The 26,122-nt window shown below is 54.0% G+C and carries 27 protein-coding genes; 15 read left to right on the top strand and 12 right to left on the bottom strand.

Annotated elements, in window-relative coordinates; all coding sequences use genetic code 11:
• Positions 1–76: 76 nt before the first annotated feature.
• Complete coding sequence (locus AAEY27_RS15820) at positions 77–667, top strand: TetR/AcrR family transcriptional regulator (RefSeq protein ID WP_342321655.1); 591 nt, start codon at positions 77–79, stop codon at positions 665–667.
• A 150-nt stretch (positions 668–817) separates the two neighbouring features.
• On the opposite strand, the gene AAEY27_RS15815 is transcribed toward AAEY27_RS15820, so the two are convergent.
• Positions 818–1,906 (bottom strand): oxidoreductase, encoded by a 1,089-nt coding sequence (locus AAEY27_RS15815; RefSeq protein WP_342321653.1) that lies wholly within the window; start codon positions 1,904–1,906, stop codon positions 818–820.
• Positions 1,907–2,068: 162 nt separating this feature from the next.
• Here AAEY27_RS15815 and AAEY27_RS15810 point away from each other — a divergent pair, with 162 nt between their 5' ends.
• The 4 genes from AAEY27_RS15810 to AAEY27_RS15795 all read left to right on the top strand — a co-directional run bounded on the left by AAEY27_RS15810 (position 2,069) and on the right by AAEY27_RS15795 (position 7,023).
• Positions 2,069–3,574: a sugar ABC transporter ATP-binding protein gene (locus tag AAEY27_RS15810; protein ID WP_342321651.1), complete on the top strand. Its 1,506-nt coding sequence runs from the start codon at positions 2,069–2,071 to the stop codon at positions 3,572–3,574.
• Entirely contained in the window at positions 3,567–4,562 is a 996-nt protein-coding gene (locus AAEY27_RS15805) for an ABC transporter permease (RefSeq protein WP_342321650.1), read from the top strand. Before AAEY27_RS15810 ends, AAEY27_RS15805 begins: the two co-directional genes overlap by 8 nt.
• 20 nt (positions 4,563–4,582) lie before the next feature.
• The gene (locus AAEY27_RS15800; protein ID WP_342321649.1) at positions 4,583–5,647 is read left to right on the top strand and encodes a sugar ABC transporter substrate-binding protein; all 1,065 of its coding nucleotides are present in this window, start codon (positions 4,583–4,585) and stop codon (positions 5,645–5,647) included.
• A gap of 131 nt (positions 5,648–5,778) precedes the next feature.
• Complete coding sequence (locus tag AAEY27_RS15795) at positions 5,779–7,023, top strand: LVIVD repeat-containing protein (RefSeq protein ID WP_342321647.1); 1,245 nt, start codon at positions 5,779–5,781, stop codon at positions 7,021–7,023.
• 27 nt (positions 7,024–7,050) lie between these two features.
• Here the strand turns inward: AAEY27_RS15795 and mtnK are convergent, their stop codons facing one another.
• A complete protein-coding gene (gene mtnK, locus AAEY27_RS15790) occupies positions 7,051–8,250 on the bottom strand; it encodes an S-methyl-5-thioribose kinase (RefSeq protein WP_342321645.1) in 1,200 nt (399 codons plus the stop codon).
• Positions 8,251–8,353: 103 nt separating this feature from the next.
• On the opposite strand from mtnK, the gene mtnA reads away from it, so the two are divergent.
• The 3 genes from mtnA to AAEY27_RS15775 all read left to right on the top strand — a co-directional run bounded on the left by mtnA (position 8,354) and on the right by AAEY27_RS15775 (position 10,514).
• Positions 8,354–9,376 carry an S-methyl-5-thioribose-1-phosphate isomerase gene (mtnA, locus tag AAEY27_RS15785; RefSeq protein WP_342321644.1) on the top strand — a complete coding sequence of 341 codons (1,023 nt, stop codon included), beginning with the start codon at positions 8,354–8,356 and terminating at the stop codon, positions 9,374–9,376.
• 217 nt (positions 9,377–9,593) lie between these two features.
• Positions 9,594–9,791, top strand: coding sequence for a hypothetical protein (locus AAEY27_RS15780; protein ID WP_342321643.1), 198 nt, complete (start codon positions 9,594–9,596; stop codon positions 9,789–9,791).
• Positions 9,792–9,845: 54 nt separating this feature from the next.
• The gene (locus AAEY27_RS15775; RefSeq protein WP_342321641.1) at positions 9,846–10,514 is read left to right on the top strand and encodes a hypothetical protein; all 669 of its coding nucleotides are present in this window, start codon (positions 9,846–9,848) and stop codon (positions 10,512–10,514) included.
• 30 nt (positions 10,515–10,544) lie between these two features.
• On the opposite strand, the gene AAEY27_RS15770 is transcribed toward AAEY27_RS15775, so the two are convergent.
• Positions 10,545–10,973, bottom strand: coding sequence for a hypothetical protein (locus tag AAEY27_RS15770; RefSeq protein WP_342321639.1), 429 nt, complete (start codon positions 10,971–10,973; stop codon positions 10,545–10,547).
• A gap of 244 nt (positions 10,974–11,217) precedes the next feature.
• On the opposite strand from AAEY27_RS15770, the gene AAEY27_RS15765 reads away from it, so the two are divergent.
• The gene (locus AAEY27_RS15765; protein WP_342325603.1) at positions 11,218–12,243 is read left to right on the top strand and encodes a FecCD family ABC transporter permease; all 1,026 of its coding nucleotides are present in this window, start codon (positions 11,218–11,220) and stop codon (positions 12,241–12,243) included.
• Entirely contained in the window at positions 12,240–13,019 is a 780-nt protein-coding gene (locus AAEY27_RS15760; protein WP_342321638.1) for an ABC transporter ATP-binding protein, read from the top strand. The genes AAEY27_RS15765 and AAEY27_RS15760 overlap by 4 nt, the downstream gene beginning before the upstream one ends.
• A gap of 102 nt (positions 13,020–13,121) precedes the next feature.
• Here the strand turns inward: AAEY27_RS15760 and AAEY27_RS15755 are convergent, their stop codons facing one another.
• The gene (locus tag AAEY27_RS15755; RefSeq protein ID WP_342321636.1) at positions 13,122–14,420 is read right to left on the bottom strand and encodes a PQQ-dependent sugar dehydrogenase; all 1,299 of its coding nucleotides are present in this window, start codon (positions 14,418–14,420) and stop codon (positions 13,122–13,124) included.
• A complete protein-coding gene (locus AAEY27_RS15750) occupies positions 14,417–14,851 on the bottom strand; it encodes a DUF2231 domain-containing protein (RefSeq protein ID WP_342321634.1) in 435 nt (144 codons plus the stop codon). Before AAEY27_RS15750 ends, AAEY27_RS15755 begins: the two co-directional genes overlap by 4 nt.
• A gap of 208 nt (positions 14,852–15,059) precedes the next feature.
• Between AAEY27_RS15750 and AAEY27_RS15745 the strand changes: the two genes are divergently transcribed.
• Positions 15,060–15,401 (top strand): hypothetical protein, encoded by a 342-nt coding sequence (locus AAEY27_RS15745; RefSeq protein ID WP_342321633.1) that lies wholly within the window; start codon positions 15,060–15,062, stop codon positions 15,399–15,401.
• 87 nt (positions 15,402–15,488) lie between these two features.
• Here the strand turns inward: AAEY27_RS15745 and AAEY27_RS15740 are convergent, their stop codons facing one another.
• The 3 genes from AAEY27_RS15740 to AAEY27_RS15730 form a co-directional block, all read right to left on the bottom strand.
• Complete coding sequence (locus AAEY27_RS15740) at positions 15,489–15,944, bottom strand: lysozyme inhibitor LprI family protein (RefSeq protein ID WP_342321631.1); 456 nt, start codon at positions 15,942–15,944, stop codon at positions 15,489–15,491.
• Positions 15,941–16,864 carry a peptidoglycan-binding protein gene (locus AAEY27_RS15735; RefSeq protein WP_342321629.1) on the bottom strand — a complete coding sequence of 308 codons (924 nt, stop codon included), beginning with the start codon at positions 16,862–16,864 and terminating at the stop codon, positions 15,941–15,943. The genes AAEY27_RS15740 and AAEY27_RS15735 overlap by 4 nt, the downstream gene beginning before the upstream one ends.
• Positions 16,865–17,125: 261 nt before the next feature.
• On the bottom strand, positions 17,126–18,613 hold the full coding sequence (locus tag AAEY27_RS15730; protein WP_342325601.1) for a methyl-accepting chemotaxis protein: 1,488 nt from the start codon (positions 18,611–18,613) through the stop codon (positions 17,126–17,128).
• Between the two features lie 496 nt (positions 18,614–19,109).
• Here AAEY27_RS15730 and AAEY27_RS15725 point away from each other — a divergent pair, with 496 nt between their 5' ends.
• Positions 19,110–19,409 (top strand): hypothetical protein, encoded by a 300-nt coding sequence (locus tag AAEY27_RS15725; RefSeq protein WP_342321628.1) that lies wholly within the window; start codon positions 19,110–19,112, stop codon positions 19,407–19,409.
• Between the two features lie 110 nt (positions 19,410–19,519).
• On the opposite strand, the gene AAEY27_RS15720 is transcribed toward AAEY27_RS15725, so the two are convergent.
• Genes AAEY27_RS15720 through AAEY27_RS15710 form a run of 3 tightly spaced genes read right to left on the bottom strand, consistent with a single transcriptional unit; the run spans position 19,520 to position 21,359 of the window.
• Positions 19,520–20,062, bottom strand: a complete 543-nt coding sequence (locus AAEY27_RS15720) for a 1,2-dihydroxy-3-keto-5-methylthiopentene dioxygenase (RefSeq protein WP_342321627.1) — start codon at positions 20,060–20,062, stop codon at positions 19,520–19,522.
• Positions 20,059–20,748 (bottom strand): acireductone synthase, encoded by a 690-nt coding sequence (gene mtnC, locus AAEY27_RS15715; RefSeq protein ID WP_342321625.1) that lies wholly within the window; start codon positions 20,746–20,748, stop codon positions 20,059–20,061. The genes AAEY27_RS15720 and mtnC overlap by 4 nt, the downstream gene beginning before the upstream one ends.
• Complete coding sequence (locus tag AAEY27_RS15710; protein WP_425294638.1) at positions 20,745–21,359, bottom strand: methylthioribulose 1-phosphate dehydratase; 615 nt, start codon at positions 21,357–21,359, stop codon at positions 20,745–20,747. Before AAEY27_RS15710 ends, mtnC begins: the two co-directional genes overlap by 4 nt.
• Positions 21,360–21,475: 116 nt before the next feature.
• Between AAEY27_RS15710 and AAEY27_RS15705 the strand changes: the two genes are divergently transcribed.
• A complete protein-coding gene (locus AAEY27_RS15705; RefSeq protein WP_342321624.1) occupies positions 21,476–22,636 on the top strand; it encodes a pyridoxal phosphate-dependent aminotransferase in 1,161 nt (386 codons plus the stop codon).
• A 31-nt stretch (positions 22,637–22,667) separates the two neighbouring features.
• On the opposite strand, the gene dsbG is transcribed toward AAEY27_RS15705, so the two are convergent.
• Complete coding sequence (gene dsbG, locus AAEY27_RS15700) at positions 22,668–23,414, bottom strand: thiol:disulfide interchange protein DsbG (RefSeq protein WP_342321623.1); 747 nt, start codon at positions 23,412–23,414, stop codon at positions 22,668–22,670.
• 341 nt (positions 23,415–23,755) lie between these two features.
• On the opposite strand from dsbG, the gene ahpC reads away from it, so the two are divergent.
• Positions 23,756–24,319 (top strand): alkyl hydroperoxide reductase subunit C, encoded by a 564-nt coding sequence (gene ahpC / locus AAEY27_RS15695; RefSeq protein WP_342321622.1) that lies wholly within the window; start codon positions 23,756–23,758, stop codon positions 24,317–24,319.
• A 186-nt stretch (positions 24,320–24,505) separates the two neighbouring features.
• Positions 24,506–26,071: an alkyl hydroperoxide reductase subunit F gene (gene ahpF, locus AAEY27_RS15690; RefSeq protein ID WP_342321621.1), complete on the top strand. Its 1,566-nt coding sequence runs from the start codon at positions 24,506–24,508 to the stop codon at positions 26,069–26,071.
• The last annotated feature ends 51 nt before the right edge of the window (positions 26,072–26,122 follow it).

The following is a 26,122-nucleotide window of genomic DNA, read 5'->3' as shown; positions in this document are numbered from 1 at the left end:
TTAAAATAGGCGGGCTTCCATACATTCGTCAATACTATTAATATACCGATCAGCACAAAATGCGAGGAGGGCCAATATGAGCCGGGGAAGACCACGGGAATTTGACCGTACCGATGCACTCGACAACGCGATGAAAGTCTTCTGGCAGAAGGGTTACACCGCGACATCAATGAATGATTTGTATGAGGCGATGGGCATCAAATCGCCCAGTTTGTATGCGGCATTTGGCGGTAAAGAGGATCTCTACAACGAAGTATTGCAGCACTATTTGCAGAATATTGCGCCGCAGATCTGGGGCTGCGTCAGCACCGAGCCGTCACCTAAAAAAGCCATCGCGCAGTGGCTGGAGCGCTCCGCCGAGGTGCTGACACGCTGCGATTCGCCGCGCGGCTGTATGCTGGTGCTTTCCGCCGTCGGCAGCGAAGGTAACGATCGCCTGGGCCAGCAGGTGCAACAGATGCGAAGCAAAGGGATTGCGTTGCTGAAAACGCGACTAATGCAGGCGTGCGAGATAGGGGAGTTGCCCGTCGACACCGATATCGACGCGCTCGCAAGGCTGTATGCCGGAATCCAGCAAGGCATGTCGATCCAGGCGCGAGACGGCGCAAGCCGGGAAACCCTGCTCGGCATCGCCCGAATGGCAATGGGGTTGTGGCCCACACTGTAGGCCGGATAAGCGTTTAGCGCCATCCGGCAAAATATTCGCCCGAGCTTCAATCGCCGGATGGCGGCTACGCCTTATCCGGCCTACGGGTTCGATGCCAATGTTAGCCCGTAGGCCCGGCACGCGAAGCGCCACCGGGCGTGATGCGGGAGATTAACGCGACAAGGTTTCCACTTTTTCAAAGGCGGCGCGCAGGGTGTCGGCGGTTAACGCCACCGGCAAATAATGGATCGATTCCACCGGGCGCAGGGTGTGGGCAATCACCTTATCCAGCTCGGCGTGGTTGTTGATATCCACATCGAGCGCCGCCAGCGTGGTTGGCAGGTTGAAACGCTGGTACGCATCAATCAATTGTGCCAATACATCGTCCTGGCCGAGCAATGCGCTTTGCACCAAAATGCCGTACGCCACTTTCGTGCCGTGCAGGAATTTCTCGGTTTGCGGCAACACCGTCAGGCCATTGTGCACCGCGTGCGCGGCGGCTACGCGGGTGTAACGCTCGCCCAGACCGCCCACCATGCCGCCACCGGCAATAATCGCATCCACCACATCGCGAAATGCTTGCGTCACTTCACCGCGTTGCTGATCCGCCAGTGCCGCTTCACTGCTTGCCAATAACACATCACGGATCGCCAGCGCGCCGTTAATCCCCAAACGCACGGTCAGCGGCAGGGTTTCCGGCTGCGGGGCTAATACCACCGCTTCATACCACTTCGCCAGCGTATCGCCGATCCCGGCCAGCAGATATTCCGCGGGCGCGTTGAGGATAATTTGCGGTTCGACCAGCACCAGGAAGTTGGCGTCGTCGAAAATTTCAAATTGCAGCGCCTGGCCCGCGTCGTTGTACCAGACCGACAGCGGCGTCCACGCCGCGCAAGTGGCGGCAATGGTCGGGATTGCCACCACCGGCAAACCGAGACGGCGCGCCACGGCTTTCGCGGTGTCCAGCAGCGCGCCGCCGCCAAGGCCGATCACCACCGCACGGTCATCACCCGCCTGCTGCGCCAGTTCGCTCACGTCATGCTCGCTGCAGTGGCCTTTGAACAGAATATGTTTCGCGCCCGGTGCGTTAAAGCCTTCCGGCAGGAACGGTTTTGCGCCAGCGAAAGCGCGTTCGCCGTAGATCCACACCGCGCGGGAGAGTTGTTCGGGGGGATAAAAATCATGCAATCGTGCGAGGCTACCGGCATGGGAATAGTAATTGGCGGGGCCGGGTACAACGCGAATATCGGTACTGCTCATGAGTCGTGTCCTTATGCGTGATGGCTAACCCGATGTTATGTCTGGACATCCGGATGGCTAATATTATTTAGCTTTAACTTATGCCTTTTCTGTCGTTGCCAGTCAAGCGAGGCTATGAAAAATTCGTTAAATCAATCTATTAATCGCAGGTATTCACGCGCTATGGGTAGCAACCTCCTCGAAATGCGTGGCATGAGCCTCTCCTTCGGCGGCTTTAAAGCGCTGTCGCAGGTCGACTTCACCTTACGGGGCGGTTCGGTGCACGCGTTAACCGGCGCGAACGGCGCGGGAAAATCAACGCTAATGGCGGTGCTGTGCGGCACTTACGGCCATTACGAAGGGGAAATCGCCATTAATAATCAGGTGGTTTCGATACGTACCCCGCGCGACGCCAAACAGTTTGGCATTCACCTGGTGCAGCAGGAAGTGGATGTCGCGCTGATCCCAGGTTTGAGCATCGCGGAAAACATCATGCTCGATAAGCTGGCCGACACCGGGCACCGCTATCGCTGGGGTGACACGCGCAAGCAGGCGCGGGCGGCGCTGGCGCAACTGGATGTCACGCTGGATGTGAAACGCGCAATCGATAGCTGCACGCTGGCGGAAAAACAGCAAATTTTGCTGGCCCGCGCGCTCTCGCACCACTGCCGTTTTTTGATTCTTGATGAACCCACCGCGCCGCTCGATCAGCATGAAAGTGAGCGCTTGTTCACTGTGGTGAAACGCCTGCAACAGCAGGGCATTGGCGTGGTGTTTATTTCCCATCGCATTCATGAACTGAACGCGATTTGCGACACCCTGACGGTGCTGCGCGACGGCAAGCTGATTGAGTCTGGCCCGATGGATTCCCTCAGCGGCGAGCAAATTGTTGAGAAGATGCTCGGCCATGAGTTGAGCGACATTTATCCGCCTGCGCGCCCGTCGCACAGCGACGATGTGATTCTACGGATCGACGGCCTGCACGATGAAGGCTTGCTGAAAGATATCTCGCTGCGCCTGCGCAAAGGGGAAATTCTCGGCATCGCCGGGCTGGCGGGTGCCGGGAAAACGGAGCTTTGCAAAGCGTTATTTGGCGCGAGCAAAAGCCGTATTAGCCGTGGCGAACTGAATAGCCAGCCGTGGCGACCGCGCGATCCGGCGGAATCGGTGACGCGTGGGTTGGCGCTGGTGCCGGAAGAGCGGCGCAAAGAGGGCATCTTTATTGATGAGCCTATCAGCATGAATCTCTCCGTCAGCGCCGATAACAGTTTTTCGCGCTGGAGCCTGTTTGGTCACCGCCAGGCCTGGCGCTGGGCGCAGGAAGTGATCGCCCGCGTCGGCGTGCGCACCTCCGGCCCAGGGCAAATGTTGCGCCGTTTGTCGGGCGGTAATCAGCAAAAAGTGGCGATTGGCAAATGGCTGCGCGGTAACGCCAACGTGGTGATTTTTGATGAGCCAACCAAAGGCGTGGATGTGAAAGCCAAGACCGATCTGTTCCAGTTGATCGACGGGCTGGCGCGCGAAGGCAAGGGCGTGATTTACGCGTCAGGTGAATTCGCCGAACTGGTGGGTTTGTGTGACCGAATTTGTGTGCTGTGGGACGGGCGCATTGTGGCAGAAGTGCAGGGCGAGGATGCCCGTGAAGAGACACTCCTTTATTATTCCACCGGAGGAACGGCCCGTGAGTAAGGCCCTTTCAGTCAATGCGGCGATGTCAACGCGCCAGCAATTTTTTGATTTTCTGTATAAATGGGGCATGTTGCTCACCGTGGTCCTGCTGATTGCCGTTTTTGGCCTGGCATCGGACAACTTCCTCGATCCTTTCAACATCATCAATATTTTGCGATCGATCGCCATTGTGACGGTGATTGCGGTCGGCGTGTCGATTTCACTGACCGTCGGCGGCTTTGATCTCTCTGTTGGCTCCACCGCGTCACTGGCGAACGCGCTGGTGATCTCGCTGTTTGTCTGGCATGGGTTTGGCACCACCGAAGCGATTGTGGTGACGCTGGCGCTCTGTACGCTGGTCGGCTTGTTTAACGCCTTTTTGATTGTGATCCTGCGTATTCCCGACATGCTCGCCACACTTGGCAGCCTGTTTGTCATTCAGGGCGTGGCGATGACCTACAGCTACGGCGGCTCGATCACGGAAAACATGGTGCTACCGAGCGGGGATATGGCGGAAGGCACGATTCCTGCGGCTTTCGGGCTGCTCGGCCAGGTGCCGACAATTGTCATCATTATGCTGGTGGTCACCGTGGTCGCGCAGCTTGGTCTATCGCTGACCACGCACGGCCGGCGCATGTACGCCATCGGCGGCAACCCGGAAGCGGCGCGCCTTTCCGGCATTCGCACCACGCGTTACAAAGTGGCGGCGTATGTGATTGCCTCGCTGCTCGCCGGGCTTGGCGGCATTTTGCTGGCGTCACGCATTGGATCGTCGCAAGTTAATGCGGGCGGCGGTTATTTGATGGATGCGGTCGCCGCCGCGTGGATTGGCTTTTCGCTGGCGGGTTCCGGCAAGCCAAACGCGCTCGGCACGCTGGTGGGGGCGGTTATCCTCGGCGTGCTGCAAAACGGGCTGGTGATGCTCTCCGTGCCCTATTACGCAATGGACATTATTAAGGGGCTGGTGCTGGCCGGTGCTCTTGCGTTGACTTACTTCCAGCGTCGTTAACTATTCAGGGGAAAACAGACATGAAAAAAATTGCACTCTCGCTGTTGGCGCTGGGATTACTGAGCGCGCTGCCGGGCCACGCCGCCACGCCTGCGCCAGTACCGGACGCCCTTGCCAATCATCATGGCCCGGTGCGCATTGCGCTGATTCGCAACCTCGGTTCCGACGATAACACCACGCAGTTTGTCGCTGGCGCATTGCAGGAAGGCAAAAAGCTGGGCTTTAAAATCAGCACCTTTTTGAGCAATGGAGACGACGCCAAATTCCAGGACTTTGTGAACCAGGCGATCAGCCAGAAATATGACGGCATTATTCTGTCGCAGGGGCGCGATCCCTACTCCACCGAACTGATTAAAAAAGCGGTCGCCGCAGGCATTAAAGTGTCGGTGTTTGATACCGCCGTGAACGGCGAGATTCCCGGCGTGACCGTCACCCAGCAGGATGACGCTTCGCTGACTAAACTCTCTTTTGGCGAGCTGGTGAAAGACTTCAACGGCAAAGCCAACATTATCAAGCTGTGGGTCGCCGGTTTCCCGCCGATGGAGCGCCGCCAGGCCGCCTATGCGGAACTGCTGAAAGCCCATCCGGGCATTAAAGAGCTGGAATCCATTGGCGCGGTCTCTTCAGACGTGCAGGGCGATACCGCGAACAAAGTCGGCGCGGTGCTGGCGAAATACCCGAAAGGTAAAATCGACGCCATCTGGGGAACCTGGGATGCCTTCAGCCAGGGCGCGTACAAAGCGCTGAAAGAGAATGGTCGCACCGAGATCAAACTCTACAGCATTGATGTCTCGAACCAGGATCTGCAACTGATGCGTGAAGCCAACAGCCCGTGGAAAGTGAGCGTGGCGGTGGATCCAAAACTGATTGGCGCCACCAACGTGCGTTTGATCGCCAATAAGATTGCCGGTGAACAAACGCCTGCGACCTATGATTTTAAAGCGGCCGCCATTCCGCAGGCGCTGCTCGCCAGCCAACCGGGTGCGGTGAATGTGGCGTCGCTCGGCAAAATCATTCCGGGCTGGGGCCAAACGCAGGACTTTATCGCGCCGTGGTTCGCTACGCTGGAAGCGAAGAATAAATAAGTGCGCGTTGTTCGCCGGATGGCGCTTATGCTTATCCGGCCTACAAACTACAAATTGCGCGGGGCTTGTAGGCCGGATAAGGCAACGCCGCCATCCGGCATTTTGGCATCCGGCGCATGAAAGGATAAATCATGGCAACTGAACTTCCGCGCCCCGATTACAGCCGCAATATGCGCTTGATTGGGCATAGCGACCAAGGCGGACGCCCGGACGGCGTACAACTGATGGTGCACCGCGGTTTTGCGTACATCGGGCATATGGTGTCGCAGGGCTTTTCCATTGTCGATGTGCGCGACGCGAAAAACCCGAAACCCGCTGGCTTCGTCGCTGCGCCGCCGGGCACCTGGAACGTGCATCTGCAAGCTCACGACGATCTGCTGCTGGTGATTAACGCCCGCGATTTGTTCGCCGATGCCCGCTTCGCCGATGAAAAGGTCTATTACACCCGCTCGGTGGGTGAAACGGTGAGCGATGTGCAGGGTCGCGGCTGGAGCGCCGGGCTGCGCATTTTCGATATCTCTACGCCGGATAAACCGCGTGAAATCAGCTTCCTGTCGCTCAACGGCATTGGCATTCATCGTATCTGGTACGTCGGCGGCCGCTGGGCGTATGTCTCGGCGCTGGTCGACGGTTTTACCGACTACATTTTCCTGACCATCGACCTGGCCGATCCGCGCAAACCGCAGGTCGCCGGGCATTGGTGGCTGCCGGGCATGAACCAGGCCGCAGGCGAAACACCGAATTGGGAAGAGGGCAAACGCTACGCGCTGCACCACGCGATTATCGCCGGGGACACCGCGTATGGAAGTTGGCGCGACGGCGGCCTGACGCTGCTGGATGTGAAAGATCGGACGCAGCCGAAACTGATTAGCCACCGCAACTGGAGCCCGCCGTTTGGCGGCGGCACGCATACTGCGCTGCCGTTACCGGACCGCGATCTGCTGGTGGTGCTGGATGAAGCGGTGCTCGACAATCAGGAAGATGGTGAAAAGCTGATTTGGCTGTTCGACATTCGCGAGCCGTCGAACCCAGTGAGCATCTCGACGTTCCCGCAGCCGGATGAAGTGGATTATGTCGCGAAAGGCGCGCATTTCGGGCCACATAACCTGCATGAAAACCGCCCTGGCAGCTTTATCAGCTCGACGCTGATTTTCGCCACCTACCAGAACGCAGGCGTGCGCGCTTATGATATTTCCAACCCGTATCGCCCGGTAGAAACGGGCGCGCTGGTGCCTGCCGCCCCGGCGAAAATGATGGATACCCGGCCAGGCCGCCCGCGCGTTATCCAGTCTTGCGACGTGTTTGTCGACGCGCAGGGCATTATTTACAGCACGGATTACAACGGCGGGTTATCGATTATTGAATATTTGGGGTAATTTCCCGCCCGATAGGGGCGGGAAGCGTTAGCTGTATTGTCTTACGCGGGCAATCAACTCGTCGACGCTATCAATACGCCCGGCAATCACGATCAAGGCTTTGCCAAGGGAAATGGCGTGGCGCAGGCATTCGTGGCGCATTGCGTCATCGCTGATGGTGTCGATGTCGGCAACGTGCGACAGCCCAACGCTGCGGCGAATGAGTTCGGTACCGCAAAAACCAATCGCATCTGCCCACACTTTTTTCAGAAACGCCGACGCGTAACCCGGCTGCGCCAGCGCCGCGTCGCGGGTTTTCTCGCTTGCCAACGTCTGGAAACGCTCGGCGAACGTTGTCCAAAGCGTTTGGATATCCAGCAGGCGTTGTTCGCGCGCCGCTGCCGCATCGCGAATGCCCAGATGGCCAGGCAGGCCGCAGTAATTGAGCAGCAGGTTGCCCATCGCCGTCCCGATATCAAAACCGATTGGGCCAAAATAACCGAACTCGGCGTCGATCGCTTTCAGGCGGCCTTCGGCAACAAACAGGGAACCGCTGTGAATATCGCCGTGCAGTAACGCTTCGGCATGGGAAAAGAAAGTATGTTTGAGCGCCGCGACCGCCAGCTTTAATTGCGCGTCATCGCGCAGGGCGGCAACGTCAGATTCCAGTTCTGCCGGGTAGTTATTGCGCTCATGAATCTGGTAGGGATCGTTAAAGAACAGGTCTTCGGTGATTTCGCACATTTCCGGGTTAATAAACTGCGCGACCTGGGCTTTTTTCGCGTGCGGGTGAAGGTAAAAATCGCTGGTGTGAAACAGCGTCCGGGCGAGGTATTCGCCAAGCTGCGCCGCCGCCTGCGGGTAATACACATTCTGGATAAGCTCACCGCGCCAGATTTTATGATCCGAGAGATCTTCCATCACCATCACCGCCAGTTCTGCATCGAAATGGAGAATGTTAACGGTATGCTGCGGGCAATGTTGATAGTGCTCCACCAGGGTTTGCGCTTCGAGACGGGCGCGATCCAGCGTCAGCGGCCAGGATTCCCCAACGCAGCGCACGTAAGGCAAAGCCTGCTTGACGATGATGCGGCTAACGCCTTGGTTGTCGAAAATTTTGAAGACCAGATTGAGGTTACCGTCGCCCACCTCCTGTGCGTCCACCAGTTCGGACGGGTTATCCAGACCGCCAAATTGTTGTGCATACGCCACGGCATCACGGGCGGAAAAGGTATGGTATTGCGACATTGCCTCGATCCTCTTTTTGCTAACAAAAGCCATTTAGACGTCTATACATCCGAACCGCATCCTGACACAATACGCCACATTAACGCAACAGGGATTTAACGATATGCCGTCATTACAGACCACCAGCCTGCGCATCGCCGACAATCGATTATTTATTCTTGACCAACAGGCTCTGCCGCAGGAGAAACGCTGGTTATCCGCCGATACGGTAGACGAACTTGTCGGCCATATTCACGCCTTGCGCGTGCGCGGCGCGCCGCTGATTGGCCTTTCCGCCAGCCTGCTGTTGGCGCTGCTGGCGGAGCGGGGCGCAAACCGCGATGAACTGGCGATGGCACTGGAAACCCTGCGCGCTGCGCGCCCAACGGCGGTGAACCTGATGAACAATCTCGACCGCATGAAACAGGCACTGGCGCAGGAAGAGTATGCGCAAACGCTAATGGCCGAAGCGCTGCACTTGATCGAAGAAGATAAGCAATTGTGCGACAACATCGCGCAGGCGGGCAGTTCGCTGGTCAAAGCCGGTAGCCGCTTATTGACGCACTGCAACACCGGCGGGCTGGCAACCGCGGGCGTGGGCACGGCGCTTGGCGTCATTGCGCTGGCGCATCAGCAAGGGAAAGTGGCGAATGTGTGGGTGGATGAAACGCGTCCCTTGTTGCAGGGCGGTCGTCTCACCGCGTGGGAGCTGGGCGAGCTGGGTGTGCCGTATCAATTAATTACCGATTCGATGGCCGCCAGCCTGATGGCGAAAGGGCAGGTGGACGCGGTGTGGGTCGGTGCGGATCGTATTGCCGCTAATGGCGATGTGGCGAATAAAATCGGCACCTATTCGCTGGCGGTGCTGGCGAAATTCCACAACGTGCCATTCTATGTCGCCGCGCCGCAAACCACGTTAGATCCGCACTGCCCGAACGGAGACGCGATCCCGATTGAGCAACGCTCTCAAGCAGAAGTGACCGGCGTTTCCGGCAGTTTTGGCGCTGTGCAGTGGGCGCCCACCGACGCGCAAGTTTACAATCCGGCCTTTGACGTCACCCCCGCCGCGTTAATCAGCGCCTGGGTGCTCGACAGCGGCATAGTGACACCGGCGGATGTGGCGAATGGCATATTTCAACCTGGCTGATTCATAACGGGAATTAAATCGGGATGATTTATACAGCTTTAAATACATGTCGATATTATTTAAAGCTGTAGATCTGTTTCACAATTTTTTATTTGGATTCTTGCTCGCAAATTTCCTGGAAAATAAAGATAAAACCCTTTGTTGAGCCTGCTAAAATATGCGTCGATCGTTCGTGGGATCTTATTATGGATTCGTCTAATAAGTTAATGGAGGGGCAATGGAGAAGTATCAATTACAGCCATTATCAGCAAGCCGCAAAGCTGAAATTATTAGAAATGCTTTGGCCAAAGGCAGTATGCACAATTCTTCTGTTTCAGGTCAGGTGGACGATGAGTGGCTTGTTAAGCTTGGCATGACACGCCGCGATCTCGAAGCGATGGTTAAAAAAGCCTTCCTTTTCGCTGCCAAAGCATAACCATATCTTTTTATAAAACGCCATTTATGTGGCGTTTTTTTATAGGGGAACAGAATGGATAGTCGCTGGGTTTTCAAGGAATTAGTGAATGGAGATGATGATAAAATAGGGTTGCTGGCATATTCACTTTATAAATATGACAAAAGTGAATATGCAGAAGTTTTACGTTTATCAGGTGGAACAGATGAGCAAATCAATGCAGAACTAAAGATATTTCACCGGCAGACGGTAAATACGCCGGGCAGAATTAAAGGGTATCGTCATAAAGCGAGTTTATTTATTGATAACCTTATGGATCAGCTTGATGAAGGGATACGGCTGACCTATGAAGAACAACTGAAAGAGGCAAATAAAAAGGCCAATGAGATTGCACAGTTAAAAGATGAAATTGTGCAAATGCAAACTGTCCGCAGCAATGAAATCAAGGTTGCTGGTGAAGAGGCAGTGGTTAACTTTCATCGCGCCGTTGAGCTTGGAAAAATCCGCGAACGTCATTGGGGGGTGAGGTCGTTGCTATGGTTCTGGAATGGTTTTTCAGGCGTGTTTGCCGCCATCGCATTTGCCATTGGTGTTTATGGCGTTTGTACGCTGGCGCTTCCTTATAAATCCCGCGAAGACGTCATTAATGGCGCAATCAATAATTTGAAAAACGCCTTGTTCCAGCCTCCGGGAATGAACAAAGAAAACAATGCCGACGCCGGGTTCCCTGCCCAACAGAAATAAAAAAGCAAACAGCGCTAACGCTTACCCGCCCTACGAAAGTGAGGGATGCTGCAAAATCACGTCGTTGCTTGTGGTGCTGGCCTGGGTTTGCGGCGCGTCGCTACTCGGCTTTTCATAGCGTGGCGGCGTAATAACCGGGTAAACAAAGCTGCCCTCTTCGCTGCACAACACCGGATCTTCCGCACCGGCAAAGAACAGATAGTACTGATCCGAGTCCGGGAAAAAGGCTAAATTGTCGCCATTGCCAAAGGTGGTGCTCCAGAACGGCACACCCGCTTTGGTGTGATTTTTCTCTTTGCCCGCCGCCACCTGAAAATGATCACCCCACTTCATCGTTATCAGCTTGTAGTTGAAAAATGAGACCGTCAGATCGCCGCGCGTCGGGCAGTTCAGTTTCACTGCATCGTCGGCTCGTGCAGTGGCACCAAAAATAAGCAGTAACAGCAGGGAGTATTTCATGGCGGGCTTCCGGAGATCAGGCAAAGCAAAAGGGTAGTCAATAACCTGCTTTCGCGCCCGTAAAAAAATATGTCAGAGAAACAGAAAGCGAATCAGGATGTTAAGGAAGGGATTGATTGATGTCATCGCGACGCGCTTTCGCTTAACATGATAATAATTCTCAAAATTGTACCATCGCATTCTCGGCAAGGTGCTTTTCATGCGTTCGCCCCTTCAAGCTAGCGAGCAAACGGCAGACGGCCTGATGCTCAGCTACCACACGATTATCCGCCGCCGCGTCAGCCTGCTGGCGTTGCTAGTGGTGTTCATCGCAGCCTCGATGCTGCTGGATTTTACTCTCGGCCCGTCGGGCTTATCGCTGAATGTGCTGTGGCGCACGCTGATTGACCCGGCAAGCGTCGACGCTGGTATTCGGGTGATTGTTTGGGATATTCGCCTGCCCTACGCGTTGATGGCGATTGTCGTTGGCTTAACGCTGGGGCTTGCCGGGGCAGAGATGCAAACCATTCTGAACAACCCGCTCGCCAGCCCGTTTACGCTCGGTGTCTCCTCGGCGGCGGCATTTGGCGCGGCGCTGGCAATTGTGCTCGGCATCGGTATTCCCGGCGTACCGGCGCAGTGGTTTATCTCAGCGAACGCCTTTCTTTTCGCGCTGCTGGCGGCGCTGCTGCTGGATGGCATCACCCGCTGGGCGCAGGTGGCGACCTCCGGCGTGGTGCTGTTTGGTATTGCGCTGGTGTTTACCTTTAACGCGCTGGTGTCGATGCTGCAATTTGTCGCCAGCGAAGATACCTTGCAGGGGCTGGTGTTCTGGACGATGGGCAGCCTCGCGCGCGCGTCGTGGGAAAAGCTCGCTATTTTGCTGCTTGCGCTTGCGGTGGTTGCGCCGCTGTCGATGCGCAGTTCATGGAAGCTGACGTCCCTGCGTTTGGGGGAAGAGCGCGCCATCAGTTTTGGCATTAACGTGCGCCGCTTGCGGTTGGCGACGCTGCTGCGCGTCAGTATTTTGTCGGCGCTGTCGGTGGCGTTTGTCGGGCCTATTGGTTTTATCGGCCTCGTCGCGCCGCATATCGCGCGCATCCTGTTTGGCGAAGATCACCGCTTTTATCTGCCTGCCAGTGCGTTACTCGGCGCGCTGGTGCTGTCGTTGGCGTCGATTGTTTCCAAAAACCTGATTTCCGGCGTCATTATCCCGGTTGGCATTGTCACGTCGCTGGTCGGCGTGCCGTTCTTTATCACCATCATTGTGCGTTACCGGGGGAGTGTATGAGCCCGCATTCCGGTCTATGCCTGCGCGGGTTTGGCGCGGGTTATCACAAACGACAGATCATCAATAACCTCAATATTGCCCACCTGCCGCGCGGCAAAGTTACCATTCTGCTCGGGCCAAACGGCAGCGGTAAATCGACCTTGCTGCGGGCGATGGCCGGGCTGAACAACGCGCAGGGCGAACTGTTGCTGGCGGGTGAAAATCTACTGGCGCAGCCCTTTGCCAGACGCGCCGAGCAGGTGGTTTACCTGCCGCAGTCGCTGCCTGCCGGGGTGCATTTGCATGTGCTGGAGTCGATTATTGTCGCGCAACGCGCGTCCGGCGGGCTGCACAGTGCAGAGCAACAAGCGCAAGTCATGGATCTGCTGCGCCAGCTTGGCATTGAACATCTGGCGCTGCATTTTCTCGATCAGCTTTCCGGCGGGCAAAAACAACTGGTGGGGTTGGCGCAGTCGCTGATTCGCCAGCCGTCATTGCTGCTGCTGGATGAACCGCTCAGCGCATTGGATCTGAACTACCAATTTCACGTCATGGATCTGGTGAAGCGCGAAACGCAACGCCGCAATATCGTCACCGTGGTGGTGGTGCACGATATCAATATCGCTCTACGTCATGGCGACCATGTGCTGATCTTGAAAAACGGCGAGCTGGTGGCCGACGGCCTGCCTGGTGACGTGATCACGCCGCAGACCCTTGCGCAGGTATATGGCGTGCGTGGGCGCGTCGAACCCTGCTCGCAGGGCATGAAACAGGTGATTATCGATGGCTTAACCTAAGCGACCCGTCCAGTGCGTATTCCTGAGCGTTGTCGCGCTGTGGCAAGCGCAGAAGCCGCATCGGTAAGAAAGTTACCCTCCCCGGACGGGAGAGGGTTTTTCTTAGCGAGCGCTCACCCGCCAAATTGCGTTGCCGGCATCGTCGGCAACCAACACGCCGCCTTGCTTATCCATCGCCAGCCCGACCGGCAAGCCGCGTACTTGCTTTTGGTCATCGGTGAGGAACCCGGTAATGACCGGCAGCGGTTGACCGACCGGTTTACCGTTTTCAAATTTCACCCATACGACTTGATAACCGTTAAGCGGTGTGCGGTTCCAGCTCCCGTGCTCGCTGACAAACGCGCCGCCGCGGTATTGCGGCATATTGTCGCCGGTGTAAAACAGCAGGCCGAGCGGTGCGACGTGGGAACTGAGCGCGTAATCCGGCTTGATTGCCTGTTTCACCAGATCCGGGCGCTGCGGTTTCACGCGCTCATCGACATGCTGACCAAAGTAGCTGTACGGCCAGCCGTAGAAGCCTTTCTCTTTCACCGAGGTCATGTAATCCGGCACTAAATCGGAGCCGATTTCATCCCGCTCGTTAACCACCGCCCACAGCGCGCCGCTTTCCGGTTCCCATTGCAGACCCGTTGGGTTACGCAGCCCGCTGGCGTAAATGCGGCTGGCGCCGCTGGCAGCATCCACTTCCAGCACGGCGGCGCGGCGATACTCTGCGCCAATGCCGTTTTCGGTGATGTTGCTGTTAGAGCCGACGCCGACATACAGCTTGCTGCCGTCGGGGCTGGCCAGCAGCGCTTTCGTCCAGTGGTGGTTAATCGGCCCACCCGGCAATTCCGTCACCACTTCGCCAGGCGAACTGATCGTCGTTTCGCCTTCCTGATAGGGGAATTTGACCAGGCTGTCGGCATTGGCAACCCACAAGGTGTTGCCGATCAGTTGTATACCAAACGGTGAATGCAGGTTTTCAATAAAGGTGTGCTTCTGCCATTTGCCATCGACATTGCGCAGCAGCGTGATGCGATTACCGCCAGGGCCGCCTTTCCCGGACGCCTGTTGCACTACGCCCATAATCAACTGTTTCGGGCGCGTGGTCGGTTTCGATGGGCCGTTGGCTTCCGCGACCAGAACGTCGTTATTGGGCAAAACATAAAGCTGGCGCGGGTGTTGCAGACCGTCCGCCACTTTTTCAATTTTTAGCCCATCCGGGACTTTCGGCGCCTGGCCTTGCTGCCACGGCACGCCTTCTGGTACCTGCATCGGCGGCATCAGGAAGTTTTGCGCTTTTGGCAGTTCGGGTTCTGGGCCAACCTGTTTCACCGGGTCGATATTGGCGCCCTGATCGCAGCCTGCGAGCAGCGCGGCGAGAACACATGCGGCCAGTGTGTGTCGGGTCATTTTCATGCGATTTCTCCTTTCCCGACGCGCGTGCAAACGGCGAGCTGAACGTTAGCAATCAGCAGCAGAACCACCACTACCGTAGACAGAATCACGCCGAGCGGCACCACGGCGTAGGCATCGCGGCTGTGCACAAAGGCGTTAAAAATCTCGATCACCACGGCAATCAGCCAGAGCCAGAAATGGATTTTTACCGCAGGCGTGGCGAGGCGGCGCTGGGTGATCCACACCTGCGCCAGGTTTATCAAGCGCGGCAGGATGGCAATAATAAGGCCTATTGCGATAAGCCAGCTCGCCGCGTCGGTCCACATTATCTGGAAGGTTTTGAGATAGAGAATATCGAAGATCCACGCGGCAACGAAAAAGCCGAGGGGGATGGGGTTTAGCAGCTCATAGAGCACCACGGCGACCCGCGATTGTCCGGAGGTATTTTTCATTGGTCTTCCTTAATTGAGAAATAATCGGGAAGTGACCACGACTCAAGCCACAGAACGTGCTTGTTAAGGGTAGACAAAATAATCCGTAAACGACTCGCCGACTGCGAAACGCCCGGCGCGCTGAATGCCGGATGGCGCGTAAACGCTTATCCGGCCTACAAACCTCCCAATATGTACGCCCGCGTCGCTGGTGGGCGACGGGGGGATTGTGCCGCTCGGTAACGATGGTTTTTGGCTGAACGTGGAAGGGGTGGACAGCCGTACCAAACCGAAAACCGACTGCGGGGTGACGTCGCGCGATCGCTTCCAGCGCCTTTCGACGCGTGTCGGCTACCACTGGGTACGCGGGCGTGATTTCAACACCTCCACCCTGGTGTTGATGGATGTGCAGAATGAAACCCAACACCTGCAATTCGAGAACAGCGATATTCCGTTTACCGAAGACGCCAGCCCGAACAACGCCATGTTGTCGCTGGAATATGCGCGCGGCAGCCAAAGCGGCGAATCGCAGGATGACCGGTTTAACCTGAGTTTGGTGACGTTCTTCTAAGTCGCTTATAAAAAAGCCCGCTCACCTATGTGTGCGGGCTTTTCTCTTCGGTTTTATCAGTTGTATCTGGCTATTTACAGAGATGACTTATTTCAAATATATCTCTTTAAGGTAGCGCTCCCTGCCTTTATTTTGATCCAGAATACATTGGGTTTGAATATCATCCTGGCTTTCAGCCCATTCCCCAACTAAAGATGCCATGGCGGAGCATATTTCCTCTCTGGATGAGGACCACGACTTTTGTGAATTAATAAATTTCTCCCAGAACACATCTTTAATTTTTACACCGTCAATATCATTCAGGTGATAGGGTGTGTTGTAATCGTCCTTAATTCTTTTATGAAGCCTGGTGATTGTGTTATTTAATGATTTTTCCGAAGCGGCTTTTGCTTCTTCTTTGCATTGGGATTGCGTTTTTACATTATCACCGAATGACGGTAACGTAAGGCAGTTTTTAACTTCTTTTCCAAATTGAAACGACGCGGCTTGAGTGGCGAAAGTTGCCAGAGAGAGAGCTATGAATACAATCTGAGAGATTTTCATTTGAGATAATTAATCCTTTTCCTGTTTGCCTCATAAGACATATAAAAACTACTGGCTGTTATAAATTCAATAAGCTTTGATTTGTTATTTTTGGCTACACATGCTGTAAGGGTTTTGATATTATCAACACCCTGAAACGCTATATCGACAAATACATCTTTAATCTTTTTATTGATATTAATCCATGGTGTTGCATTGATAATTATCACTTGGCCTGAAGTATAGGTTTTATAGTAATATTCAGCGAGTTTTAGATAATCAGGATAGATGGTTTCAAATAGACGCACTTGCTGAAAGTGAGTTATTTCGCCCACCAAAGGTCCATAATCCCTAACGAATATTGCAGCTTCTCGCCCGTAAAGGTGAGCAGCTTTTGAGCAAATTATGGCTTTGTACTCTTCGATACCCGCTGACCTCATTTCAACTTGGATCTGTCCTGCGCTGCGATGTTTCATATCATAACCACGTCCAAGCGTGACACCAGACGCTTTTCCCGGCCAGTGCAAAATTCTCGAAAAATTAGGCATACGTTGAGGCTGGCGAAACGGAGCAACAGCGGTGATGTAATCTTTTCCTTCCGCATCAAAAGTGATTTGGCCTTCCCGTACATGTAGCGGTCCAACAGTATGCTGTGGTCGCCAGCCCGGGGTGATGGCGTTGCTAAACATTTTAAAAAACCAGGTTTCCATCGGGTGCAGTAGCCCAGACGGTGACATATTTTGCAGACGCTGAAGCCAAAGAATGGCGTATTCCGTTTCTCTGTCGCATCGACCGTTTGCACGGACAGCGTGTTTGGAAATGTCGTTGTAACCTGCATGAATGATCATTTTTTGAAGGAGTTTTACGTCGTCAGGGTTGTTAGTACCGCATGTGCCTACGGAACCGGTAAGCCGAAACACCCGTGGGAGTGGATTAGCCATAGTGATATTCCTTTCATCTGACCGCGCTGATTAACGCGGCGTGTCCATCAGTTAATTAGTTTCCTGTTATCCCAGATTGTGAAACTTTGTTATCCATCGTAATGAAGGCGATAGCGCAAATCAGTCTATCACTCGTGCTGAATTCGGCCATCACGGCTGCCCATTTTGGGATTTCTCATTAGCTAAAATGCCTGCTAGCGCTTAGCGGGTTTACACATTTTGTAGGCCGGATAAGGCGACAGCCGCCATCCGGCATGTTTGTTAAAGCTTAAACGCGTTTACATCGTTCAATAGTTTGCCTGCCTGGTGGCTGAGTGAATTGGCGGCGGTCGCCATCTCTTCCACCATTGCGGCGTTTTGCTGCAAGTTACCTTCCATCTGGCTGACGGCGACGTTGACCTGTTCAATGCCGTAGCTTTGCTCGGTGGAAGAGTGATTCACTTGATTGATGAGCACTGTCGTTTCATCCACCGCACCCAGCGCGTCGTTCATCCGCGTGGTGACATTTGCGGCGTAATTGACGCCCTGGCTGACATTTTTAATGGCTTCGTCGATAAGCCTGCGGATATCGCGAGCCGCGACCGACGAGCGCTGCGACAGGGATCGCACTTCGCCTGCGACCACTGCAAACCCTTTTCCTTGCTCACCCGCGCGGGCGGCTTCGACCGCGGCGTTCAGCGCCAGAATATTGGTCTGGAAAGCGATGCCATCAATAATGTCGGTGATTTCAGAAATCTTCGCCGAAGACGCCGAAATATCATCAATGGATTTTTGCAGCGAACTCAATTCGCGGTGACTTTCATTCACCATGGTTTGCACGCGGCCAATAAACGCATTGGCTTCCTGCGCATTATCCATATTGTGTTTCACGGTGACCGAAAGCTCATTCATGCTGGCGGCGGTCTGTTCCAGTGACGACGCCTGAGATTCGGTACGGGAAGAGAGGTCATCATTGCTTTTCGCGATTTCACTGGCGGCGGTATCCACCTCGTGACTGGCGTCTTTTACATTGGTTAACACGAACCTGATTTTCTCCACCAGCGTGTTAAAACTTTCCGCCGTCGCGCCCAATTCATCCCTTTTATGCAAATCAACTTTGTGGGTCAAATCCAGCGAGTGGCTGATTAATCCCATACTGGTTTGCAAACTTTTTAAGCCTTTACTTAAATAGCGAAGAATAGCAGAGGCGAATACGGCGACCAGAGTGACTAAAAAGATAATCATCCCCAGTAGCAGCCAGAAGGTATTGATATATTGCGTATGGTTATTTTCCGCATACAGTTTGGCAATCGTGTAATTATGCGCCAGCATCTCTGTTAAATCCGCGCTTAGCGCGACAGACGCAATGGCCGTCGCGCCACCGTCGGACACCATTCTTCGTGCAGCGTCGATGCCTTGACTGTGATAAACACCGACCATCGCGTCAGTCTTTTGCACATAATCATTAAATGCATCGCGGGTCTTTTTCAATAATTGCGCATCAGCCTTATCACTGATCAGCCGGGAAGTATAATAATCAAAGATTTCATTGGTTTTATTCAATTCATCTTTGGCCTGTGCCATATGTTTAATAAATACATCTTCTTCACTGACTAATAACGACATTAATATTTGTCGCCTTGCTTCCTCACGATGCTGCGCAGCCTCGCTCAATTTACTGATACTAGGCAGACTATTATCAATAACATAATCAAAACGATCCTGTGCGTTATCTAACGCTCTGATGCTCAAACCACCGAGTAGCAGCATGGCAAGAAAGGTCACAGCAAATACAAACAACAATTTTCTTAAGATGGTCATAACGGCCTCAGGTGCTATCCATATCGAATGGGGACGTTATTTTTATCGGCGACTAAAGTGAAATCTTCATGCCTAATTTAATAAAAATATCGGGAGAATTACCTTGTACTCCAGAAGTTGGTTACTCATTGAAATAATGAGAAAATACAATGTAAAAGTCAATTTTTGCGAAAGTTAAACTGCCCCTTTTATAGAATATATCGAGAGGTCGTTGTTATTTTGTTAATGATATATTCTACATTTTTACGGATATTCAACCATTAATTGAAGTGACGCTGAAATATATCTTCAGTGGGAAGTCATCCTTCTGCATAAAGAATCATGCGAAGGTGAGGTGAGTTATAACCGTTCGTATTCATGAAAAAGCATGATTTTCCTTCGACGCAGTTATTTCTACTCTTAAAGAGCATAGAACGGCTATGCATTAGCAACCAGAGGGTAATATATGAGTGGCGATAATGATGTCCAAAGCTTAGAAATAGCTTTTGCAGCGATTGACGAGCTTGCTGCTTTTGCAAATACACCTTTCCCGGCAGGACGTAATGAAATGTGCAAAGTTTATTACAGCATCTGGAAAGAGAAGATTGATGCAGCATTATTAATTCTCGAGAATCCCTATATCGTAATAATCATCAAAAATATTCCACCCGTAGTGGCATTACTGACCGTTGTTAAAGCCCTGAAGAGCGTGATTGAGCAAACCTGCGAATTGTCACTTGGCGTTGAACCAGCGAAGACTGAGTAACTAAAAATGGCCTTGATAAAAACATCTTAATGATCGTGCGCTGCCGAAAAAATGGTGAAATCACAAGACTCGAAGAATAGTTGAAAGGCCCCGAAAGGAGCCTTTCATTATCAAGCCAACCGCGGATACCCGTCCGCAATATCATTGCCGGTAAATTGTGCAATCCAACCCTCGGGATTATCGAAAATCCTGATTGCGGTAAAATTCGGCTCTGAACCCATATCAAACCAGTGCGGTGTTCCGGCGGGTACGGAGATCAGGTCATTTTTCTCGCACAGCACCTGGTACACTTCGTTGCCGATATGCAGGCAGAACAGCCCGGCGCCTTCCACAAAAAAACGCACTTCGTCTTCGCCGTGGGTATGTTCGTTGAGGAATTTGGCGCGCATCGCCTCTTTTTGCGGGTTATCGGCGCGCAGGCTGATCACGTCCCAGCTTTGGTAGCCTTTCTCGGCGACCAGTTTATCGATCGCGTGTTGATAAGCGGTGATCACCGTTTCCGGCGTTGGGTTGGCGCCTAAATCGCGGTCGGCTTGCCAGCGCTCGAAACGCACACCCTTGGTGTTCAGTTGCTGCTGAATTTCACTGGCTTCGGTGCTCTGCCACACCGGCGTGCTGGCATCATTATCGGTATAAATCGTCAGTGCGCTCATGAAGGGATCTGCTCCGGCTTAATGGTGCTGAATGAGTTAACCTGGTGATGATGGCTGGCTGCGTCATCATCACCGCGAATTAATTGTGTGGTGCGAAAACCGGCTTCTTCGGCGGCGTCCAACTCCTGATGAATATCAGAGAGGAACAGGATGGAAGAGGGCGGCAGACCAAGTTGCGTCGCAATATTGCGATACGACTGCACCTCGCGTTTCGCACCAACCAGCGTGTCGAAATATCCGCTGAACAAATGAGTAATATCACCTTCATCGCTGTAGCCAAATAACAGTTTTTGCGCAGCAACAGAGCCAGAGGAATATACATACAGATCAAGACCCTGTGCCTTCCAGTTTTCCAGCGCGGGCAGCACGTCCGGGTAAAGATGCCCGGTAAAATCGCCATTCACATAGCCGTCGCGCCAGATAATGCCCTGCAACGCCTTCAGCGCCGTTGATTTGCGGTCTTCATCCATAAAGGCAAACAGAATGTCGATAAGCTCTGCCGTATTGGCATTCGGCTGACCCACTTCGTCGCGCAGATTATTCAAAATCGTGCTGACAGGCTCCTGGTACTGCTGCGCATTCACAAAACCTGCCAGCCGCTCGCGGGCGTAGGGGAACAACACGTTGTGCACAAAGCGGATATCACTGGTGGTGCCTTCAATATCGGTCACGATAGCGCGGATCATAATTTCTCCAGCAGGCGGCGCTGCATTTCGCATTCAAATAAAAACTCCAGCCCTTCCAGATGACGGCGGGCTTCGGCGACATCGCGCCCCCAGCAGGTCAACCCGTGGCCGCGCAGCAGGAAACCATAACGTAAGGGATGTGCTTGTGCATACTCCGCGATGCGTTTTGCCAGTGCGTCGATATCCTGATCGTTGTCGAAAATCGCCACCGGCACGGTGTCCAGATGAGTGGTTTGCCCGCTCAGCGATTTTTGCATCTCGTAGCCACTCAGTTGCAGCGCGGTGGATTTCTCCACGCGCGACAGCACAGTGGCGTTAACGGTATGGACGTGCAAAACGGCATTGGCTTCGGGGTAAAGACGGTAAATCAGCGTATGCAGGCCGGTTTCGGCGGAAGGTTTACGGCCGGAGGGCGCATGGTTGTCGGCAATCGACACCTGCAAAAAATCATCCGGCGTCAGGCTGCCTTTATCTTTGCCGGATTCGCTTAGCCAGCACCAGTCAGTGTTTTGACGCACGGACATATTGCCGCCGGTCGCGGGTGCCCAGCCTTTTGCACCAATCCAGTGGCAGGCAGAAACGAGTTCTTGAAGTTGCAGGTGGTTGATCATACCCCTTCCTTATAAGGAATATTGTTATCGTATAGACGTCTAAGCGTCTTGATTGCCAAATACTAGCATCGTGTTATAGTGGCAGCAATACGAGTCTTACCGGCAGGCACGCAAAAATGAACAATAACCCTTTGATTCCAGAGAGTAAACTTCCCGCATTAGGCACCACCATCTTCACGCAAATGAGCGCCCTGGCACAACAGCACCAGGCGATCAATTTGTCGCAAGGTTTCCCGGATTTCGACGGCCCGCGCTATTTGCAAGAGCGCCTGGCGTACCATGTGGCGCAGGGCGCAAACCAGTACGCGCCGATGACCGGCGTGCAGGCGTTACGTGAAGCCATCGCCGATAAAACCGCCGAGTTGTATGGCCATAAACCGGATGTGAATACCGACATTACCGTCACCGCCGGGGCAACCGAAGCGTTATATGCGGCGATCACCGCTCTGGTGCGCCAGGGCGATGAAGTTATCTGTTTCGATCCGAGTTACGACAGCTATGCGCCTGCGGTGGAGCTTTCCGGTGGCGTGCTTAAACGCATCGCCTTGCAGCCGCCGCATTTTCGTGTGGACTGGCAGGCATTCGCCGCGCTGTTGAGCGACCGCACCCGCCTGGTGATTTTGAATACGCCGCATAACCCGTCAGCGACGGTCTGGCGCAAAGAGGATTTTGCCGCACTGTGGCAGGCGATTGCGGAACGTGAAATTTATGTGCTGAGCGATGAAGTCTACGAGCACATCTGCTTTGCTGAAGAGGGGCATGCCAGCGTGCTGGCGCATCCGCAACTGCGCGAGCGGGCGGTGGCCGTTTCATCGTTTGGCAAAACTTATCACATGACCGGCTGGAAAGTGGGTTACTGCGTCGCGCCGGCTGCCATCAGCGCGGAGCTGCGCAAAGTGCACCAGTATTTGACGTTTGCGGTGAACACCCCGGCACAGCTTGCGCTGGCGGATATGCTGCGCGCCGAGCCGCAACATTACCGCGAGTTACCGGCATTTTACCGCGCCCGTCGTGACGTTTTGGTTAATGCGCTGAGCAGCAGCAAGCTGGAGATTTTACCGTGCGAAGGCACTTACTTCCTGCTGGCGGATTACAGCGCGATTTCCGATCTTGATGATGTCAGCTTTTGCCAGTGGCTCACCAAAGAAGTGGGTGTGGCGGCGATCCCGCTGTCGGTGTTCTGCGCCGATCCCTTCCCGCACAAGCTGATTCGCCTGTGTTTCGCGAAACAGGAGTCGACGCTGCTGGCAGCGGCTGAGCGCCTGTGTAAGCTGTAAAACGATACGGCGGTGCTGTCTGCGCCGCCGCTTATTTCTCGCCCATAATGGTTTTCAGCTTCTCGGCATCCGGCAGGCCGACTTCCTGTTGCAACGCATTGTCTTCATTCATGTAGTAGATCGCTGGCGTGGCGTTAGCGCCCAGGTCATCCATGATTTTCTGATTTATGTTCAGCGATTTCATGATTTCCGGCGGGATCGATTTCGGCAGGGCGAGCGCCATTTTGCCGTTCGATTGCTCATAATCATGCCAGCTTTTCGCCGGATCTTTCGCGCTCAAAATGGCCGCCGCAGCCGCTGGGCTTTCCGGTTTGATGACGCCAACCATTAGCGTGCGTATTTGCACTTTACCCGCGTCGATCCACGGGCGCGCCTGTTGCCAGAACTGTTTGCAATACGGGCAATAGGGATCGGCAAACACATACACCACGCGCGGCGCGTCTTTTTTGCCATCAAGGATCCAGTTGGCTTTTTCCATTCGCTGCCACAGCTCACGCCCGGCCGGGGCGTAAATCTCTTTATTGATCACTTTTTCGCTCAGGTTGGTGCCTGCATCGTCATACATATAGCCGGAGATGGCGTGTTTGCCGTCCGGCGTCACATAAATGGTGACGCCCATTTCCTGATACTTGCCGAGATAACCTTTCATGCCGCCCGGCGCATCAAAGGATTTAATGATGGTGATGCCTTGCTTTTCGATGGCTTTCACTGGCGCGGGCAGCTCTTCGGCGTGCAGTGTCAGCGGGAGCAAAGTCAGCATGAATAGGCGCTTGAACATAAAAATCCTTATAAAATCAGTGGGTAATTTTTATCTAAGGGCAAACCTATCACAACCATAGGCAACGACCCGAGAAGAAAGATTGTGACAGACAGCCGGTGATGGTCTAATCGACGCTGCTTAATGGCCTTTCGGTCGTAAGCGCAAAGCATAGCCAGCGTTGGCTTCAGGTTTTGAGGTCACCCGTTCCGGTGGCCCTTCAATTTGGCAAATGCCAGTTCACATAGTTGTTCGTTGCGGGTTGTTAGCTAACGCTTATTGATTTGATAATGCAAACGCATTAGCCCTGACAGGGAAAGTTAGTTAACTTACACCCCAACGAAAACACGGAGGAAGTATAGATGTCCTTGATTAATACCAAGATTAAACCTTTTAAAAACCAGGCGTTCAAAAACGGCGAATTCATCGAAGTTACCGAGAAAGATACCGAAGGCCGCTGGAGCGTCTTCTTCTTCTACCCGGCTGACTTCACCTTCGTATGTCCGACTGAGCTGGGCGACGTCGCTGACCACCACGAAGAACTGCAGAAACTGGGCGTAGACGTTTACTCCGTTTCTACTGACACCCACTTCACCCACAAAGCATGGCACAGCAGCTCTGACACTATCGCGAAAATCAAATACGCGATGATCGGCGACCCGACGGGTGCCCTGACCCGTAACTTCGAAATTATGCGTGAAGATGAAGGTCTGGCTGACCGCGGTACCTTTATCGTTGACCCGCAGGGCATCATCCAGGCTATCGAAGTGACCGCTGAAGGCATCGGCCGTGACGCGTCCGACCTGCTGCGTAAAATCAAAGCGGCTCAGTACGTTGCTTCTCACCCAGGCGAAGTTTGCCCGGCTAAATGGAAAGAAGGCGACGCGACGCTGGCTCCTTCCTTAGATCTGGTCGGTAAGATCTGATCTATCTTATGTCCGGCGGCGCGTTGTTTGCCTGGGCCTACCAGTAGGCCGGGTAAGCGCAGCGCCACCCGGCGTGAAACGGGTGCATTGCACCCGTTTTTCTTCCACACACCATGATTCAAGTTGCATCCAGGCGGCTCCAATGAGGCAGCTTGCATGATGATGTTTTAAGAGAAGGATAACGACATGCTCGACACGACAATGAAAACCCAGCTCAAGGCGTACCTTGAAAAACTGACCAAACCTGTTGAGTTGATTGCGACGCTGGATGACAGCGCGAAATCGGCTGAAATCAAAGAGCTGCTGGCTGAAATCGCCGAGCTGTCTGACAAAGTTTCTTTTAAAGAAGATAACAGCCTGGCGGTACGCAAACCGTCATTCCTGATCACTAACCCAGGTTCCACCAACGGGCCGCGCTTCGCCGGTTCCCCGCTGGGTCATGAATTTACTTCACTGGTGCTGGCACTGCTGTGGACCGGTGGTCATCCATCAAAAGAAGCGCAGGCGCTGCTGGAGCAGATTCGCGATCTCGACGGTGACTTTGAGTTTGAAACCTATTATTCGCTCTCTTGCCACAACTGCCCGGATGTAGTGCAGGCGCTGAACCTGATGGCGGTACTGAACCCGCGCATCAAGCACACGGCGATTGACGGCGGGACGTTCCAGAACGAAATTACCGAACGCAATGTGATGGGCGTTCCGGCGGTGTACGTAAACGGCCAGGAGTTCGGCCAGGGTCGTATGACGCTGACAGAAATCGTTGCCAAAATCGATACCGGTGCGGAAAAACGCGCGGCGGAAGAGCTGAACAAACGCGACGCTTACGACGTATTGATTGTCGGCTCCGGCCCGGCGGGCGCGGCGGCATCGGTCTACTCTGCACGTAAAGGCATTCGTACCGGTTTGATGGGCGAACGTTTTGGCGGTCAGGTTCTGGATACCGTCGATATCGAAAACTACATTTCGGTACCAAAAACCGAAGGCCAGAAATTTGCCGGCGCGCTGAAAGCGCACGTTGCGGACTACGATGTAGATGTTATCGACAGCCAGAGCGCCAGCAAACTGACGCCAGCGGCGGTTGAAGGCGGCCTGCATCAGATTGAAACCGCATCTGGCGCGGTGCTGAAAGCGCGCACCATCATCATTGCGACCGGGGCGAAATGGCGCAACATGAACGTGCCGGGCGAAGATCAGTATCGTACCAAAGGTGTGACTTACTGCCCGCACTGCGACGGCCCGCTGTTCAAAGGTAAACGTGTGGCGGTGATCGGCGGCGGTAACTCCGGTGTTGAAGCGGCTATCGATCTCGCCGGGATTGTTGAGCACGTCACGCTGCTGGAATTCGCGCCAGAGATGAAAGCCGACCAGGTGTTGCAGGATAAAGTGCGTAGCCTGAAAAATGTCGACATCATTCTGAACGCGCAAACTACCGAAGTGAAAGGCGACGGCAGCAAAGTGACCGGGCTTGAGTATCGCGACCGTATGAGCGGCGATGTTCACCACGTGGAACTGGCGGGGATCTTTGTCCAGATTGGTCTGCTGCCGAATACCACTTGGCTGGAAGGCGCGATTGAGCGTAACCGCATGGGCGAAATCATTATCGACGCCAAATGCGAAACCAGCGTGAAAGGCGTGTTCGCGGCGGGCGACTGCACAACGGTGCCGTACAAACAGATCATCATTGCGACCGGAGAGGGGGCAAAAGCGTCGTTGAGCGCGTTTGATTACCTGATCCGTACTAAGACTGCATAATCAAAAAAAGTAAGACGTCATCTGCATATAAAAAAGGCTACCTTCGGGTAG

Origin of the sequence: Kosakonia sp. BYX6 (assembly GCF_038449125.1) — a bacterium.
Lineage (GTDB): Bacteria > Pseudomonadota > Gammaproteobacteria > Enterobacterales > Enterobacteriaceae > Kosakonia > Kosakonia calanthes.
This window is presented reverse-complemented; position numbering and strand designations above follow the sequence as displayed.